Origin of the sequence: Kitasatospora sp. NPDC091276 (assembly GCF_040684355.1) — a bacterium.
In the GTDB taxonomy this organism is placed as follows: domain Bacteria; phylum Actinomycetota; class Actinomycetes; order Streptomycetales; family Streptomycetaceae; genus Kitasatospora.
The window spans coordinates 18074-31865 of record NZ_JBFBFU010000010.1 but is presented as its reverse complement, the minus strand read 5'-3'; the positions used below and the strand labels follow the sequence as shown (position 1 = coordinate 31865).

General features: G+C 71.3%; 12 protein-coding genes. 8 read left to right on the top strand and 4 right to left on the bottom strand.

The window, feature by feature from the left end:
• Window positions 1–137: 137 nt before the first annotated feature.
• Both cutA and AB0O19_RS14575 read right to left on the bottom strand, forming a co-directional pair.
• Window positions 138–461, bottom strand: coding sequence for a divalent-cation tolerance protein CutA (gene cutA, locus AB0O19_RS14580; RefSeq protein ID WP_363619577.1), 324 nt, complete (start codon window positions 459–461; stop codon window positions 138–140).
• Between the two features lie 482 nt (window positions 462–943).
• Entirely contained in the window at window positions 944–1837 is an 894-nt protein-coding gene (locus AB0O19_RS14575) for a helix-turn-helix transcriptional regulator (protein WP_363619575.1), read from the bottom strand.
• 234 nt (window positions 1838–2071) lie between these two features.
• Here AB0O19_RS14575 and AB0O19_RS14570 point away from each other — a divergent pair, with 234 nt between their 5' ends.
• The 3 genes from AB0O19_RS14570 to AB0O19_RS14560 all read left to right on the top strand — a co-directional run bounded on the left by AB0O19_RS14570 (window position 2072) and on the right by AB0O19_RS14560 (window position 5011).
• The gene (locus tag AB0O19_RS14570) at window positions 2072–2989 is read left to right on the top strand and encodes an MBL fold metallo-hydrolase (RefSeq protein ID WP_363619891.1); all 918 of its coding nucleotides are present in this window, start codon (window positions 2072–2074) and stop codon (window positions 2987–2989) included.
• A gap of 88 nt (window positions 2990–3077) precedes the next feature.
• Window positions 3078–4517 (top strand): carboxylesterase family protein, encoded by a 1440-nt coding sequence (locus tag AB0O19_RS14565; RefSeq protein WP_363619573.1) that lies wholly within the window; start codon window positions 3078–3080, stop codon window positions 4515–4517.
• A gap of 164 nt (window positions 4518–4681) precedes the next feature.
• Entirely contained in the window at window positions 4682–5011 is a 330-nt protein-coding gene (locus AB0O19_RS14560) for a deoxyxylulose-5-phosphate synthase (RefSeq protein ID WP_363619571.1), read from the top strand.
• A 129-nt stretch (window positions 5012–5140) separates the two neighbouring features.
• On the opposite strand, the gene AB0O19_RS14555 is transcribed toward AB0O19_RS14560, so the two are convergent.
• A complete protein-coding gene (locus tag AB0O19_RS14555; protein WP_363619568.1) occupies window positions 5141–5803 on the bottom strand; it encodes a GDSL-type esterase/lipase family protein in 663 nt (220 codons plus the stop codon).
• Window positions 5804–6222: 419 nt separating this feature from the next.
• Here AB0O19_RS14555 and AB0O19_RS14550 point away from each other — a divergent pair, with 419 nt between their 5' ends.
• The 5 genes from AB0O19_RS14550 to AB0O19_RS14530 all read left to right on the top strand — a co-directional run bounded on the left by AB0O19_RS14550 (window position 6223) and on the right by AB0O19_RS14530 (window position 11385).
• Complete coding sequence (locus AB0O19_RS14550) at window positions 6223–7263, top strand: ABC transporter ATP-binding protein (RefSeq protein WP_363619566.1); 1041 nt, start codon at window positions 6223–6225, stop codon at window positions 7261–7263.
• 24 nt (window positions 7264–7287) lie between these two features.
• A complete protein-coding gene (locus tag AB0O19_RS14545; protein ID WP_363619564.1) occupies window positions 7288–8562 on the top strand; it encodes an ABC transporter substrate-binding protein in 1275 nt (424 codons plus the stop codon).
• Window positions 8563–8624: 62 nt separating this feature from the next.
• Window positions 8625–9479, top strand: coding sequence for an ABC transporter permease (locus AB0O19_RS14540; RefSeq protein ID WP_363619889.1), 855 nt, complete (start codon window positions 8625–8627; stop codon window positions 9477–9479).
• Window positions 9480–9492: 13 nt separating this feature from the next.
• Window positions 9493–10308, top strand: a complete 816-nt coding sequence (locus tag AB0O19_RS14535) for an ABC transporter permease (protein WP_363583321.1) — start codon at window positions 9493–9495, stop codon at window positions 10306–10308.
• Between the two features lie 177 nt (window positions 10309–10485).
• Complete coding sequence (locus AB0O19_RS14530; protein WP_363619562.1) at window positions 10486–11385, top strand: LLM class F420-dependent oxidoreductase; 900 nt, start codon at window positions 10486–10488, stop codon at window positions 11383–11385.
• 274 nt (window positions 11386–11659) lie between these two features.
• Here AB0O19_RS14530 and AB0O19_RS14525 read toward each other — a convergent pair whose 3' ends face one another.
• Window positions 11660–13714: a transglycosylase domain-containing protein gene (locus AB0O19_RS14525; protein WP_363619560.1), complete on the bottom strand. Its 2055-nt coding sequence runs from the start codon at window positions 13712–13714 to the stop codon at window positions 11660–11662.
• Window positions 13715–13792: the final 78 nt, after the last annotated feature.

Here is a 13792-nt window from a genome sequence, read left to right as displayed (position 1 = left end):
CCTCCGCCATCCAGAACTCGAAGCCGAGACAACCATGGGTCGAGTACGGCTGTCCGCACTGGTCGACCAGCTCCCGGCATCGTCGGCGGCCCAGGCACTTCGAGACGAGATCCGGGCCTCCTTGGAATAGCTGCCGATCAGCTTCGCGTCTCTGCGGCCACCCAGTCCAGGTAGGCGGCCGATCCAGTGATCACCGGCACCCCGACGACCTCCGGCCTGTCGTAGGAGTGCAGCTCGACGATGCGCGCGGACAGCTGATCAGCCAGGCTCGCCCGGGACTTGAAGTCGATCCGCCACTCGGCGGATTCCTGCACCTCGCCGTCCCACCAGTAGACGGACTGGACGCGGTAGACCTGCGCGCACGCGGCCAGGCGGTCACGGATCACCACCGAGGCGAGCTCACGGGCCTTTGTCTCGTCGTCATGGGTCGTCGTCACCACAACGAAGTCACTGGTCGTCATACCGTGACGGTACCCGGCATCGATCGCCTCCCATACGCACATCTGCCCGACGGACCTACCCCACAGTGTGCCCAGCCAGCTCCTGACTCGGACGGATACCACTGCCAACGGTCGTCAACCATCGTCCCAACCTCCATGTGCGAGTACGCTTCGAGAACGTGGGCCACGAAACTGACAACCAGCCTTGGAGCAAGGAGAGACGGCAACAACGCATCAGCTGCTCGACGAGGTCTCTACCAAGCGAACTGAATCAATCGGGCCCCTCTGCCGCTAATCACTGAAGGTCAGGAAGTATCGGCCCCGCGGTCGCGGGGGTTGCTCCAGGTCGACAGCGTCGACGGCGGCCTTGTCATCATCGGCCCCGCGCTCGCGGGGTTGTTCCACTCTGTTCACGGTCAGCGTCCGCACGGGATCGTCGACCTCCCGGTGACGTCACTTACTGTCGATGACGACGGTGGCTGGGGCCGCAGCGCTTGCCCGGCCTACGCCTGGCGCGCGCCCGCGCCGCGCGCGTGCGGTGCCCGGCTGGCGGCCGCGTGGCGGAGGAGGGTGAGGGCCTGCTCGGAGGGGGAGTTGGCGGGGGTGGTGCACACGATGAGCGCCTGGTCTGGTGAGCGGGCGATGGACAGGGTCTGCTGGGTCACCGTGACCGTGCCGACGACGGGGTGGTGCAGCTCGTAGGACGAGGCGTCGCACGGCACTACGCGGTGGTCTGCCCACAGGGCGACGAACTCCGGGCTTTTCATGGTCAGTTCGCCGATCAACTCCGCGAGCAGCGCGTCCTCCGGATGTCTGCCGACGGCGATGCGCAGGTTGCCGACCACCGCGCGCGCCTTGCGTTCCCAGTCCGCGTACAGCTCTCGGCAGTGCAGGTCGAGGAAGAGCATCCGGCTCATGTTCGGGCGTCGGGCCGGGTCGTCCGGGCTGAGGACGTCGAGGTGGCCGGCCAGCAGGGCGTGTCCGAGGGTGTTCCAGGCCAGGACGTCGGTGCGGCGGCCGAGCACGATCGCGGGGACGCCGTCGACGGCGCGGAGGAGGTCCCGGGTTTCGGCGGCGAGCTTCTCGGGCCGTGGGCGGCGTGGCCGGGGCGTGTGGCGGGCGGTGTCGGCGAGCCGGTCGAGGTGGGCGCGTTCGTGGGTGTCGAGCAGGAGGGCGCCGGCGATGGCGTCGAGCACCTCGGCGGAGGCCCCGCGGGACAGGCCCTGTTCCAGCCGGGTGTAGTAGGAGACGCTGACGCCCGCGAGTTGGGCGAGTTCTTCGCGCCGGAGCCCGGCCACCCGTCTGCGGGGCCCGAGGTCGCGCAGGCCGACGTCCTCGGGCCGCAGCTGCGCCCGCCGGGCTTGGAGGAAGGCGCCGAGTGGGCCTGGTCCGTTCATCGCCCCAGTATTCGACGGGCGGCCCGGTCCCTGCCACACCCTGCGAGGGGTAGGACAAGCCGGGAGTGGCTGGTGCCCGTCCGGGTGTCCAGGATCGGTCTCAGTCAGCCGCCGATTCGGCCGCGTATCCCGGACCCGAGGACGGACCGCATGGATCAGGACATGAACCAGAACATCGATCACGACATGGATCAGCGCATGGGCCAGCACATGGATCAGCACATGGATCAGCACATGGGCCAGGACCCCGAACAGATCACCCTGGGCGACGTCACCGTCACCCGCGTCAAGGAGTTCTACGGCTCGGCCGGGCTGACGCCGGGCCAGTTCTTCCCGGACAGCCCCGACGGCTCGTGGGACGAGCACCGCGACTGGCTGGCGCCCGACTTCTGGGACCCGGAGACGGACGAGTGCCGTACGGCGATCCAGTCCTGGCTGCTGCGCAGCGAGGGGCGCACGATCCTCGTGGACACCGGCGTGGGCAACCACAAGGACCGCCCTTACGCGCCGGTGTGGAGCCGCCTGGACACCGGCTACCTCGACAACCTCGCCGCCACCGGGGTGCGGCCCGAGGACGTCGACGTCGTGGTCAACACCCATCTGCACGTCGATCACGTGGGCTGGAACACCCGCCTCGACGGCCGGGACTGGGTGCCGACCTTCCCGAACGCCACGTATCTGATGCCCCGGCGGGACTTCGAGTTCTGGGACCCGGCCAACGGGCACAGGAGCGTGTTCGGCCGGGGGAACCAGAACGTGTTCGAGGACAGCGTCGCGCCGGTCCACGCGGCGGGGCTGACGCACCTGTGGGAGGGGACGTACCGGATCGACGGGAACCTGCGGCTCGATCTCGCTCCCGGGCACACTCCCGGCTCGTCCGTGCTCACCCTGGAGTCCGGCGGCGACCAGGCCTTGTTCGTCGGGGATCTGGTGCACACCGCGTTGCAGATCGCGGAGCCGGAGACCAATTCCTGTTTCTGCGAGGACCCGGCGGAGTCCCGCGCGACCCGGCGCAAGCTGCTCGGCCGCGCCGCCGAGAACAACGCGCTCGTCCTCCCGGCGCACTTCGGCGGCCGGGGGGCGATGGAGGTCGCGCGCAGCGGGTCGAAGTTCGCGGTCAAGGAGTGGGCGGGTTTCTCCCGGATCTCCTGATCTCCCGACGTCCCGACGTCCCGACGTCCCGTCCGGAGCTCCCCCGATCGATGTCCCGTTCGTTCCCTTCCAGAGAGGAAGTCATCCCGTGCCCCGACAGGCAGATCCGGTCGTCGAAACCCCGGCGGGCGCCGTGCGCGGCGTCCGTGACGAGTCCGGTGAGCGCTTCCGCGCCCTCCCGTACGCGGCGGCGCCGGTCGGTGCCGGCCGGTTCGCCGCGCCCATGCCGCACCCGGGCTGGCCGGGTGTCCGTGACGGCGGCAGGCCCTCGCCGACCGCCCCCCAGCCGGCCCGGGACTTCGGCCGGCTCGACATGAGCCCCTACTTCGGGCCGGGCTGGGTGCCCGGCGAGGAATACCTGACCGTCGACGTCCACACGCCGGCCGCCGACGGGGGCGGGCGCCCCGTCATGGTCTTCGTGCACGGCGGCGGGTTCGTCACCGGCTCGAACCGCGCGGCGCTCTACGGCGGCGGCGCGTTCGCCCGCGACGGCGTCGTCCTGGTGACGGTGAACTACCGTCTCGGCGTGCCGGGGTTCCTGGAGCTGGCGGGTGCTCCGGCCAACCGCGGGCTGCTCGACGTGCTCGCCGCGCTCAGGTGGGTGCGGGGCTCGGTGGCGGCCTTCGGTGGCGACCCGGGGAACGTCACGGTCTTCGGCCAGTCCGCGGGCGCCACGCTCGTCGGTGCGCTGCTCGCGACTCCGGCGGCCGCCGGTCTGTTCCGGCGGGCGATCGTCCAGAGCGGCAACGGCTGCGGCGCGTTCACCCCGGAGCAGGCGCAGCGGGTCACCGCCGCGGTGGCGGCCTCGCTGGGCGTCGAGCCGACCGTGGAGGCGTTCGCCCTGGTCCCGGACGAGCGTTTCGTGGCGGTCCTGCCCGCGCTGGCCGGCCTGGATCTGCGGACCGGCACCGCTTCGGACCCGCTGGCCGGGCTCAGCCCGTTCAGCCTGGTCCTGCCAGCGCAGCCCGCCGACGCCCTCGCCGACGGCCCGGCCGCCGACGTCGATCTGCTCATCGGCACCAACACCGAGGAGGGGAACCTCTACGTCGTCCCGCAGGGCGGTCTGGAGTCCACCACGGACGCCGACGTGCTCGCCGTCGCCGCCCGGGTGCACGCGGACCCGGCGGCCGCCCTCGCCGCGCACCGCGCGGCCCGGCCGGGCGCGACACCGGGCGAGCTGCGCTCCGCCGTGCTCGGGCGGGCCCTGTTCGAGGCCGGTACGGCGCGTCTAGCACAGGCCCACGCCCGGATCTCGGGCGGCCGTACGCACCGTTACTCGTTCGGGTACCGCTCGACGGCTCTGGGCGGGCGGCTCGGCGCCGCCCACACCGTCGAACTGCCCTTCGTGTTCGACGTCGCCGACGAACCGTGGCTGCACGGGGACACCGGGCTGCTCGGCCCCGAACCCGCCCCGGCGGGGCTCGCAGCCCGGGTCCACGGTGCCTGGGTCGCGTTCGCCAGCACCGGGGACCCGGGTTGGGCCGCCTACGACCTGCGGCGACCCGTGGCGGAGGCCTTCGGCGGCTGAGCGCCGCCAGTGACAGCCGGGGACCGCCAGTGACAGCCGGGGACCGCCGGGGGCCGCCGGGGACCGCCGGGGACCGCCAGGGACCGCCCGAGACATGGCTTCCCTGAGGCCGGACAGGAGGAAATCCGGTCGGCTCGACGGCCGCCGACGCATAGTCTGGCCTCATGGCCCATGCAAGGACCTCGTACGTCTGTCTGCCCTGCCGGGCCTCGTACAAGCAGCCCTACCCCGGGACGCGCGAACGGCGCTGCCCGCGTTGCACCGAGGCTCTGATCCACGTCGGGTCCGCCTTCGCGGCACCGCGTCGACGGGACGCCGCCGGTTGGCGGACGCTCTCCGTCCTGCTGCACGCGGGGGTCCGATTCCACAAGGGCTGCTGCGGTGGCCCCGGCTACCGGCCACGCACGCTCGGCGAGGTGCGCGAACGGATGGCACACGCCCGGCTCACCGGGGAGCCTGCTGCCCGTGTGCTGGTGCGCCGCGAGCTTCCCTGACGAAGCTGTCCCGCACAGGCATTCAGGTCTGGGCGAGCAACGGCGTTCCTCCCTGGCTCTGGTGAGGCCGGCCTGGAGCCCTTGGATCTCCCCGCGACCGCCGCTGTCGCGGGTGGTCGCGGGGCTCGGTCAGGCGACCAGGCGCAGCCAGGCTGCCGCGAGTGCGGCGTGGCCGGCGGGCGTCGGGTGGACGCCGTCCTCGGACCAGTGCTCCGGGCCGGCCGTGGCGGCGAGTTCGGCGAACATGCCGTCGGCGGCGAGCAGGTGCGCGCCGTAGGTGCGGGCGAGTTGGCGCACGGCCTGGATCTTGGGGTCCAGGTCGGTGCGCCATTGCCGTCGTTCTTCCGCTCCGATGAGGGCGGCGCCGGCCTCGATGACGCCGTGGATCGGCAGGAGGAACGGCTCGATGAGGATCAGCTGCGCGCCCGCCTCGGCGAGGGGCGCGAGCAGGCGGTCGTAGCCCGCTTCGAACTCCTCCGCGGGGATCACGCGCCCCTCCGGGTCCAGCGTGTGCCAGCCCATGTCGTTGACTCCGACGAGGATCGACACCACGTCCGGTCGGGCGTCGAGCACGTCGGTCTGCCAGCGGGCTTCGAGGTTCATCACCTTGTCGCCCGCGTTCCCGGTGTTCAGCCAGGTCACGGGCCGGTCCGGGTGCCGGAGTCCCCACTCTCCCGCGACGCGCAGCGGGTAGCCGTAGCCGAGGCCGTCTTCGCTCTGCTGCCGCTGGCAGTCGGTGATCGAGTCGCCGGTGAACATCACGGTGCTTCCCGGTCGGATGGTGATCGTCATGTGCGCTCCTTGGACGTGTACGTGTACGTGTACGTGTACGTGTACGTGTACGTGTACGTGAATTCGGTTGACTTGAACGTGAATTCGGATGAGGAGGGGCAAGCGCGGACCTCTCGAAGGTGCCGGACCTCGCCGTCATCGGGCTGACAATCGCCGCCGTGCCACCGTCATCGCGCTGACGGCCCCCGAGGCCGGTGGGCCGCCGCCACCCGGACCGGTGGCTTTTCTGCTTCAGTCGAAGGTTCAGAGGATTCAGCAGTCGCGGATCCGACAGCAGAGACCGCGAGACCGAGGTGCGGATGACGTCCAGCCCAGTTCCCAGTCCGTCCGCCGGTTCCTTCCCGAGCCCGCCGGAGCGTACGTCGGGCCGTTCGTCGGGCCGCTCGGCCGACTGTCCGGTCGAGCCCGGTGCGGTCGCGTTGTCCGGGGTCAGCAAGGCGTTCGGCGTGGTCAGCGCCGTGGACGGGATCGATCTGGAGGTCAGGCCGGGCGAGTTCTTCTCGATGCTCGGGCCGTCCGGGTCGGGCAAGACCACGGTACTGCGCATGATCGCGGGCTTCGAGGCGCCGAGCGCCGGCCGGGTGCTGCTGGGCGGGGTCGACGTCACCGGATTGCCCGCGTTCGACCGCGACGTCAACACGGTGTTCCAGGATTACGCCCTCTTTCCGCATCTGTCGGTGTGGCAGAACGTCGAGTACGGACTGAAGGTCAAGCGGGTGCCGCGGGCGGAGCGGGCCGCACGGGTGGCCGAGGCGCTGGCGAGCGTGCAGTTGCCCTCCTTCGGTGACCGGCGCCCCGCCGAACTGTCCGGCGGGCAGCGCCAGCGGGTCGCGCTGGCCCGGGCGCTGGTCAACCGCCCGTCCGTACTGCTGCTCGACGAGCCGCTCGGCGCCCTCGACCTGAAGCTCCGGCTGGAGATGCAGCTCGAACTCCAGCAGATCCAGCGCGAGGCCGGGATCACCTTCGTCCTCGTCACCCACGACCAGGACGAGGCGCTCACGATGAGCGACCGGATCGCGGTCCTCAACGCCGGCCGGATCGAGCAGGTCGGTACTCCCGCCGAGGTGTACGAGCGACCGGCCACCGCGTTCGTGGCGGGCTTCGTCGGCACCTCGAACCTGCTCCGGGGCGCCTGCGCCGAGCAGGTCTTCGGCCGGCCCGGGACGTACTCGGTGCGCCCCGAGAAGATCCGCATCGCCCGTCCGGGCGACCTGACGGGGCCCGACGAGTACGGCGTCACCGGGACGATCGGCGAGGTCGTCTACGCCGGCGCGCAGACCCGCTTCCTGGTCGACCTGGCGGCGGGCGGGCGGCTGGTGGCGGTCCGGCAGAACCTCGACGGCTCCGGTCTCGACAACTCCGGTGCCGACGTCTCCGGTGCCGACGTCTCCCGCCGCCGCGGGGCGAGCGTCCTCCTGGCCTGGCGGCGACAGCACACCGTCCGCATCGACAACTCCTGACCCCCAACCCTTGACGAACAACCCTTGACGAAAGCGACCGAGTTCATGAGCACCACGCACCCCCTACGCCGCCGGACCCTGCTTCGCCGCCCCGTCCGCCGCCGCCCCCTGAGCGCCCTGGCGGCCGCGGCCGCCCTGCTGCTGACCGCAGCGTGCGCGTCGAACTCCGGTGGCGGCGGCGGCACGGGCAGCGGGTTCACCGCACCGGACATCCCCGCGCAGAAGTCCCTCGGCCCCGGCGAGGGCACCGTCAACATCGTCGCCTGGGCCGGCTACGTCGAGTACGGGCAGGACAACAAGGCCGTCGACTGGGTCACCCCGTTCATCCGGCAGACCGGCTGCAAGGTGAACCTGAAGGTGGCGGGCACCTCGGACGAGATGGTCGCGCTGATGAAGACCGGCCAGTACGACACCGTCTCGGCTTCCGGTGACGCGACGCTGCGCCTGATCGCGGGCGGCGACGTCGCGCCGGTCAACACCGCGCTCGTCCCCAACTACGCCGATGTCTATCCCGGGTTGAAGAACCGCCCGTGGAACTCGGTCAAGGACGTGCCGTACGGGATCCCGCACGGGCGCGGCGCCAACCTGCTGATGTACAACACCGACAAGGTCACCCCCGCGCCGACCTCCTGGGGTGCGGTCTTCACCCCGGACTCGCCCTACGCCGGGCACCTCACCGCGTACGACAGCCCGATCTACATCGCCGATGCCGCGCTGTACCTGATGAGGACCAAGCCCGAGCTCGGCATCAGGAACCCCTACGCCCTGACCTCCTCCCAACTGGACGCCGCGGTGGCGCTGCTCAAGGTCCAGAAGAAGCAGGTCGGTTCCTACTGGAGCGACTACACCAAGGAGCAGGCGGCGTTCGACTCCGGCGACGCCCTGATCGGCACCACCTGGGAGGTGATCCAGCGGGCGGTCGCCGCCGAGGGCAGGGTGAGGACGCAGGCGATCCTGCCCGTCGAGGGTTCCACCGGCTGGTCCGACACCTGGATGGTCTCGTCGCACGCCCAGCACCCCAACTGCGCCTACGCGTGGATGGACTACATCGTCTCGCCGTCGGCCAACGCGCAGGTCGCCGAGTACTTCGGCGAGGCCCCGGCCAACTCGAAGGCCTGCGCGCAGATCACCGACAACCCGGGCTTCTGCGCCGACTACCACGCCACCGACGAGAACTGGTGGAAGGAGGTCTACTACTGGACCACGCCCACCGCGCAGTGCGCCGACGGCAGCGGCCGCGACGACTGCACCGCGTACGCCCAGTGGGTCACCGCCTGGAACGGGATCAAGAGCTCGTGAGCGCCCCCGCCGCGGCGCGTACCCCGGCGCACACCGACGCGCGCACTCCGACACGCACCCCGATGCGCCGGTTGGCCGGGCTGCTGGACCGGCGCCCCGGTCTGCGGCTCGCGGCGCTGCTGGCGGCGCCGATGACCTGGCTGGTGCTGGCGTACCTCGGCTCGCTGGCGGTCCTCCTGCTGTCCGCGTTCTGGACCACCAACGCGTTCACCTCCGCCGTCGAACAGCGCTGGACCGTCGACAACTTCCGGTCGCTGCTGACCGATCCGCAGTACCGGACGGTCGCCGTGCGCACGCTGGGCATCGCGGTGTCGGTGACCGTGATCGACGCGGTGGCCGCCCTCCCGATGGCCTTCTTCATCGCTCGGGTGGCCCGGTCCGGGAGCCGACGCCTGCTGCTGGTGGCGGTGCTGACGCCGCTGTGGGCCGGCTACCTGGTCAAGGCCTACGCCTGGTGGGTGATGCTCAGCCACGGCGGTGTCCTGGACTGGGTCGCCGCCCCCTTCGGCGGGCACTCCCCCGGTTTCGGCGTTCCGGCGGTGGTCATGGTGCTCGCGTACCTGTGGCTGCCCTACATGGTGCTGCCGCTGTGCACCGCGTTCGGGCAGCTGCCCGACAGCCTGCTCGCCGCGGCGGCGGACCTCGGCGCCGGCCCCTGGCGGACCCTGCGCACGGTGGTGCTGCCGCTGGCCAGGCCGGCGCTCATCGCCGGGTCGGTCTTCACCTTCTCGCTGAGCCTGGGCGACTACCTGACGGTGCAGATCGTCGGCGGCACCACGTCCATGCTCGGCAACGTCATCGCGTCCAACGTGACGCTGAACCTGCCCCTGGCGGCCGCGGTGTCCTGCGTCCCGGTGCTGCTGATCGTGGGCTACCTGCTCGCCGTGCGCCGCACCGGCGCGCTGGACAGTCTGTGAGGCCGAGGCCCTGATGCAACTCTCCCGCGGTGCCCGGATCCTGCTCCGGACGGCGACGGCCCTGGGGTTCGCCGTCATCTACGCCCCGCTGCTGCTGGTCCTGGTGAACTCTTTCAACGCCTCGCGCTCCTTCGCCTGGCCGCCGTCCGGCTTCAGCACCCGCTGGTGGACGGCCGCCTGGCAGGAGACCGGGCTGCGCGAGGCGCTGGCCACGTCGCTGAAGGCCGGGCTCGGCGCGACCGCGGTGGCGCTGGTGCTGGGCACCATGGCGGCCTTCGCCGCGACCCGGTACCGGTTCTTCGGCCGGCAGTCGGTCTCCTTCCTGCTGATCCTGCCGATCGCCCTGCCCGGCATCGTCACCGGCATCGCGCTCAACGCCGCGTTCCGCACCGTGCTGACCCCGCTCGGGGTGGGCTTCGGCCTGTTCACTGTGGTCGTCGGGCACGCCACCTTCTGCATCGTGGTGGTGTTCAACAACGTGTCGGCGCGGCTGCGGCGCATCGCGCCGTCGGTCGAGGAGGCGTCGGCGGACCTCGGGGCGGACACCTTCCAGACCTTCTGGTACGTCACACTGCCGGCCGTGCGCAGCGCGCTGCTCGCCGGGGCGCTGCTGGCCTTCGCGCTCTCCTTCGACGAGATCGTGGTGACCACCTTCACCGCGGGCCCCGGCACCCGGACGCTCCCGCTGTGGATCTTCGAGAATCTGGCCCGGCCCAACCAGGGCCCGGTGGTGGACGTCGTGGCCTCGGTGCTGATCGTCCTGGCGGTCGTGCCGGTCTACCTGGCGCAGCGCCTGTCCGGCGAGCCGCTGGAGGGGCGCGGCCTCTGAGTCGGCGCCGCCGAGGAGAGGCACCGTTGACATCGCCGTATCCTGGATTACGCAGGCTGCCTGCGGGTGTCGGAGGCCCTCCCCCGACGGCCACCGGCCCTGTTCACCGTGTCACGGTGCTGTTCGCGCTTCCGCGGCAGCGTGCACGTCTTCGAGACGAAGCGCTCAGGAGTGACCATGCTGACTGGCATCAGGTTCCCCTCGCAGGAGATCGGTTCGGATCGTGCGGTCATCCGCGATTGGGCCCTGCAAGCGGCCGGGACCGGCTTCTCCTACCTCGTGGTGAACGACCACGTGGTGGGGGTGGACCCGGACTCGCGGCCCGACTACGGCGCCCGGTTCCCGGGCGGCGCGCAACGGACGGCGGCGGCCTACTCGATCAACACCGCGTTCCACGAGCCGCTCACCACCATCGCCCATCTCTCGGCCCTCTGCCCGGACCTCGGCTTCTCCACCGGCGTCCTGGTCTGCCCACAGCGGCAGACGGCGCTCGTCGCCAAGCAGGCCGCACAGGCCGACATCCTCAGCGGCGGCCGGCTGCGGCTCGGGATCGGCGTGGGCTGGAACCCGGTCGAGTACGAGGCGATGGGCGCCGACTTCCGGACGCGCGGACGGCGGATCGAGGAACAGGTGTCGCTTCTCCGTGCCCTGTGGACCCGTCAGATCGTCGACTTCGAAGGCGACTTCGACCGCGTCGTCGGTGTGGGCCTCGAACCGCGGCCGCTCCAGCAACCGATCCCGATCTGGATGGGCGGGTGGAGCGGCATCGTGTTGGACCGCATCGGACGGATGGCCGACGGCTGGTACCACGGAGGCGAGTTCAAGCCGGACGTCCCCCAGAAGATCGAGGCGATCACCACCGCCGCCGAGCGAGCCGGTCGCCGGGCCGACGACATCGGAGTGGAGGGCGCGGTCGAACTCCGGTACGGCCTCGAAGGGATCGAGGAGCGGGCCCGGAGGTGGGCGGAGGCGGGCGCCACACACCTGGTCGTCGACCCCATGCACGCCGGGTACCACGGCGGCGAGCACCTCGACCACCTGGCCCGGATCGCCCAGAGGCTGCCGCTCCGGGCCTGAACTCACGGATTCCGGCGAGCCCCGGGCCCGAGCCCACGGATTTCGGCGAGCCTCGGGCCCGAGCCCACGGATTCCGGCGCCGTCGATGGGGCACGGGCGACAGAACGGCATCCGGAAGCCGGACCGGTGCCGCTACGACCCGCTCGGCCCTGCGGGCGGGCGACGCCGCCACGCGGGCGCGCGGCCACCCGCAGGGAGGCGGCCGTGGGGGTCGCCGCCGGGTGCCGGGGCCGCGCCGGATTCCGGCGGCGCGGCCCCGCTCAGAACGAGCACGCTACGGCAGCTGCACCGGGGTGAAGGTGCCGGCCGGGGTGTCGGCGAGGGCGCCGTTCATGGCGTCGCGCCAGATCGGGCCGGCCAGGGTGCCGCCGAAGGCCTGGCCCACGACGGTGCCGCCGATGCGCTGGCCGTCCAGGGGCTTGGGGTTGTCGGTGTCGCTGACGACGGTGGCGCCGGCCATCTCGGGGGTGTAGCCGACGAACCAGACCTGGCGGCTCGCGTCGGTGGTCCCGGTCTTGCCGGCGCTGTCGCGGCTGCTGAGGCCGGCGGTCTGGCCGGTGCCGTCCTCGACGACGCCCTTGAGCATCGCGGTGACGGTGTCGGCGGTGGTGGTCGACATCACGGCGGAGCAGTTCGCCTGCGGCACCGCGAGCTGCTTGCCGTCGGGGCCGGTCACCGAGGCGATGGCGGTCGGCGCGCAGTAGGTGCCGTGGGCGGCGAAGGCCGCGTAGACGCCGGCCATCTCCAGCGGGGTCAGATCGTTGCTGCCGAGCGTCATCGACGGGACGACCTGGAGCTTCTCGCCGCCCGCCTGCTGGGTGATGCCGAGCTCGTTGGTCATCCGGGCGACGTTGCACAGCCCGGCGTCGCCCTCCAGCTTGGCGAAGTAGGTGTTGACGGACTGTGCCATGGCCGTCTTCATGTCGAACTGGCCGGTGAGGCTCTGGCTGTCGTTGTGCACCTGCCCGGCGGAGGGGAACCGGCCGCCGGAGCAGTCCGTCATCGCCGGCCACGGGATGCTGTAGTCGGTGGTGTAGCTCTGGCTCGGCGAGATGCCGTTCTCCAGGGCCGCCGCGGCGACGATCGGTTTGAACGTCGAGCCGGTCGGGAAGCCGAGCCCGCCGCCCATGGCCTTGCCGACGTTGTAGTTGATCTGGGTCTGGTGCTGCTTGCCGTCGACGCCGTACGGGCGGCTCTGGCCCATCGCGAGGATCTTGCCGGTGCCCGGCTCGACGATGCTCATCGCGGTCGCCGCCTGGTCGCCGGCGTTCACGTGGGCGGTGACGGAGGCGTAGAGCGAGGCCTGGGCCTTGGGGTCGAGCGTGGTGTGGATCTGGAGGCCGCCGCGCTTCCACACCGCCTGCCGTTCGGCCGCCGACTTGCCGAAGGCCGGATCGGTGAGCACCGTCTGGCGCACGTAGTCGCAGAAGAAGCCCTCGCCCTGCTTGGCCAGGATGCAGCCCTGCTGCGGCGCCTGGACGTTGAGCCCGAGCGGGGTCGCGATGGCCTGCTGGGCCTGCTCCTTGGTGATGTGCCCGTACTCGGCCATCTTGCGCAGCACGGTGTCGCGCCGGTCCTTCGCCGCGGTCGGGTTGACCGTCGGGTCGTAGCCGGTGGGCGACTGCACCAGGCCGGCGAGCAGCGCGGCCTGCGGCAGGGTGAGGTCCTTGGCGTGCACGCCGAAGTAGCGCCGCGCTGCCGACTCGATGCCGTAGGCCTTCTCCCCGAAGAAGGTGATGTTCAGGTAGTTGGTGAGGATCTGGTCCTTGCTCAGGGTCTCCTCGACCTTGATCGCGTACTTCAGTTCCTGGATCTTGCGGCCGATCGTCTGGCGCTGCGCCTCGGCCACCTTCTGCGGGTCGTCACCCGCCTCGTCGACGAAGACGTTCTTCACGTACTGCTGGGTCAGGGTGGACGCGCCCTGCGCGGTGCCGCCGGAGGTGGCGTTCTTGTCCAGGGCGCGCAGCACGCCCTTGAGGTCGATCGCGCCGTGCTCGTAGAAGCGGTTGTCCTCGATGTCGACGAGTGCGGTCTTCACCAGCGGGGACATCTGGTCCGCCGGGACGACGGTGCGGTCGCGGTCGTACACGGTGGCGATCGTGCCGCCCTGCGCGTCGAGGATCGTCGAGGCCTGTGAGAGCGCCGGGGTCTTGAAGTCGTCGGGCAGGCTCTGGAAGTCGTCGGCCGCCGACTGGGCGCCGAGCCCGGCGGCCGCCACCGCGGGCAGGGCTATGCCCGCCGCCACGACCCCGGCGATCACGCTCACCCCGATCAGCCGCGTTCCGTGCCCCAGTTTCCGCATCTCCATCGCCTCCCGCTTCTCCGCCATGTCGTGCGCGACCTTACGTGCGCGTCATGAGGAACTCCTTGGGAGGCGGGCCCCGCCGTGTCACAGCCGCGCGACAAC

Bases quoted from the DNA above. Each gene is read 5' to 3' on its own strand.
- cutA (WP_363619577.1), bottom strand. From the start codon at position 461: ATGACGACCAGTGACTTCGTTGTGGTGACGACGACCCATGACGACGAG.
- AB0O19_RS14575 (WP_363619575.1), bottom strand. From the start codon at position 1,837: ATGAACGGACCAGGCCCACTCGGCGCCTTCCTCCAAGCCCGGCGGGCG.
- AB0O19_RS14570 (WP_363619891.1), top strand. From the start codon at position 2,072: ATGGGCCAGGACCCCGAACAGATCACCCTGGGCGACGTCACCGTCACC.
- AB0O19_RS14560 (WP_363619571.1), top strand. From the start codon at position 4,682: ATGGCCCATGCAAGGACCTCGTACGTCTGTCTGCCCTGCCGGGCCTCG.
- AB0O19_RS14555 (WP_363619568.1), bottom strand. From the start codon at position 5,803: ATGACGATCACCATCCGACCGGGAAGCACCGTGATGTTCACCGGCGAC.
- AB0O19_RS14540 (WP_363619889.1), top strand. From the start codon at position 8,625: ATGCGCCGGTTGGCCGGGCTGCTGGACCGGCGCCCCGGTCTGCGGCTC.
- AB0O19_RS14535 (WP_363583321.1), top strand. From the start codon at position 9,493: ATGCAACTCTCCCGCGGTGCCCGGATCCTGCTCCGGACGGCGACGGCC.
- AB0O19_RS14530 (WP_363619562.1), top strand. From the start codon at position 10,486: ATGCTGACTGGCATCAGGTTCCCCTCGCAGGAGATCGGTTCGGATCGT.
- AB0O19_RS14525 (WP_363619560.1), bottom strand. From the start codon at position 13,714: ATGGCGGAGAAGCGGGAGGCGATGGAGATGCGGAAACTGGGGCACGGA.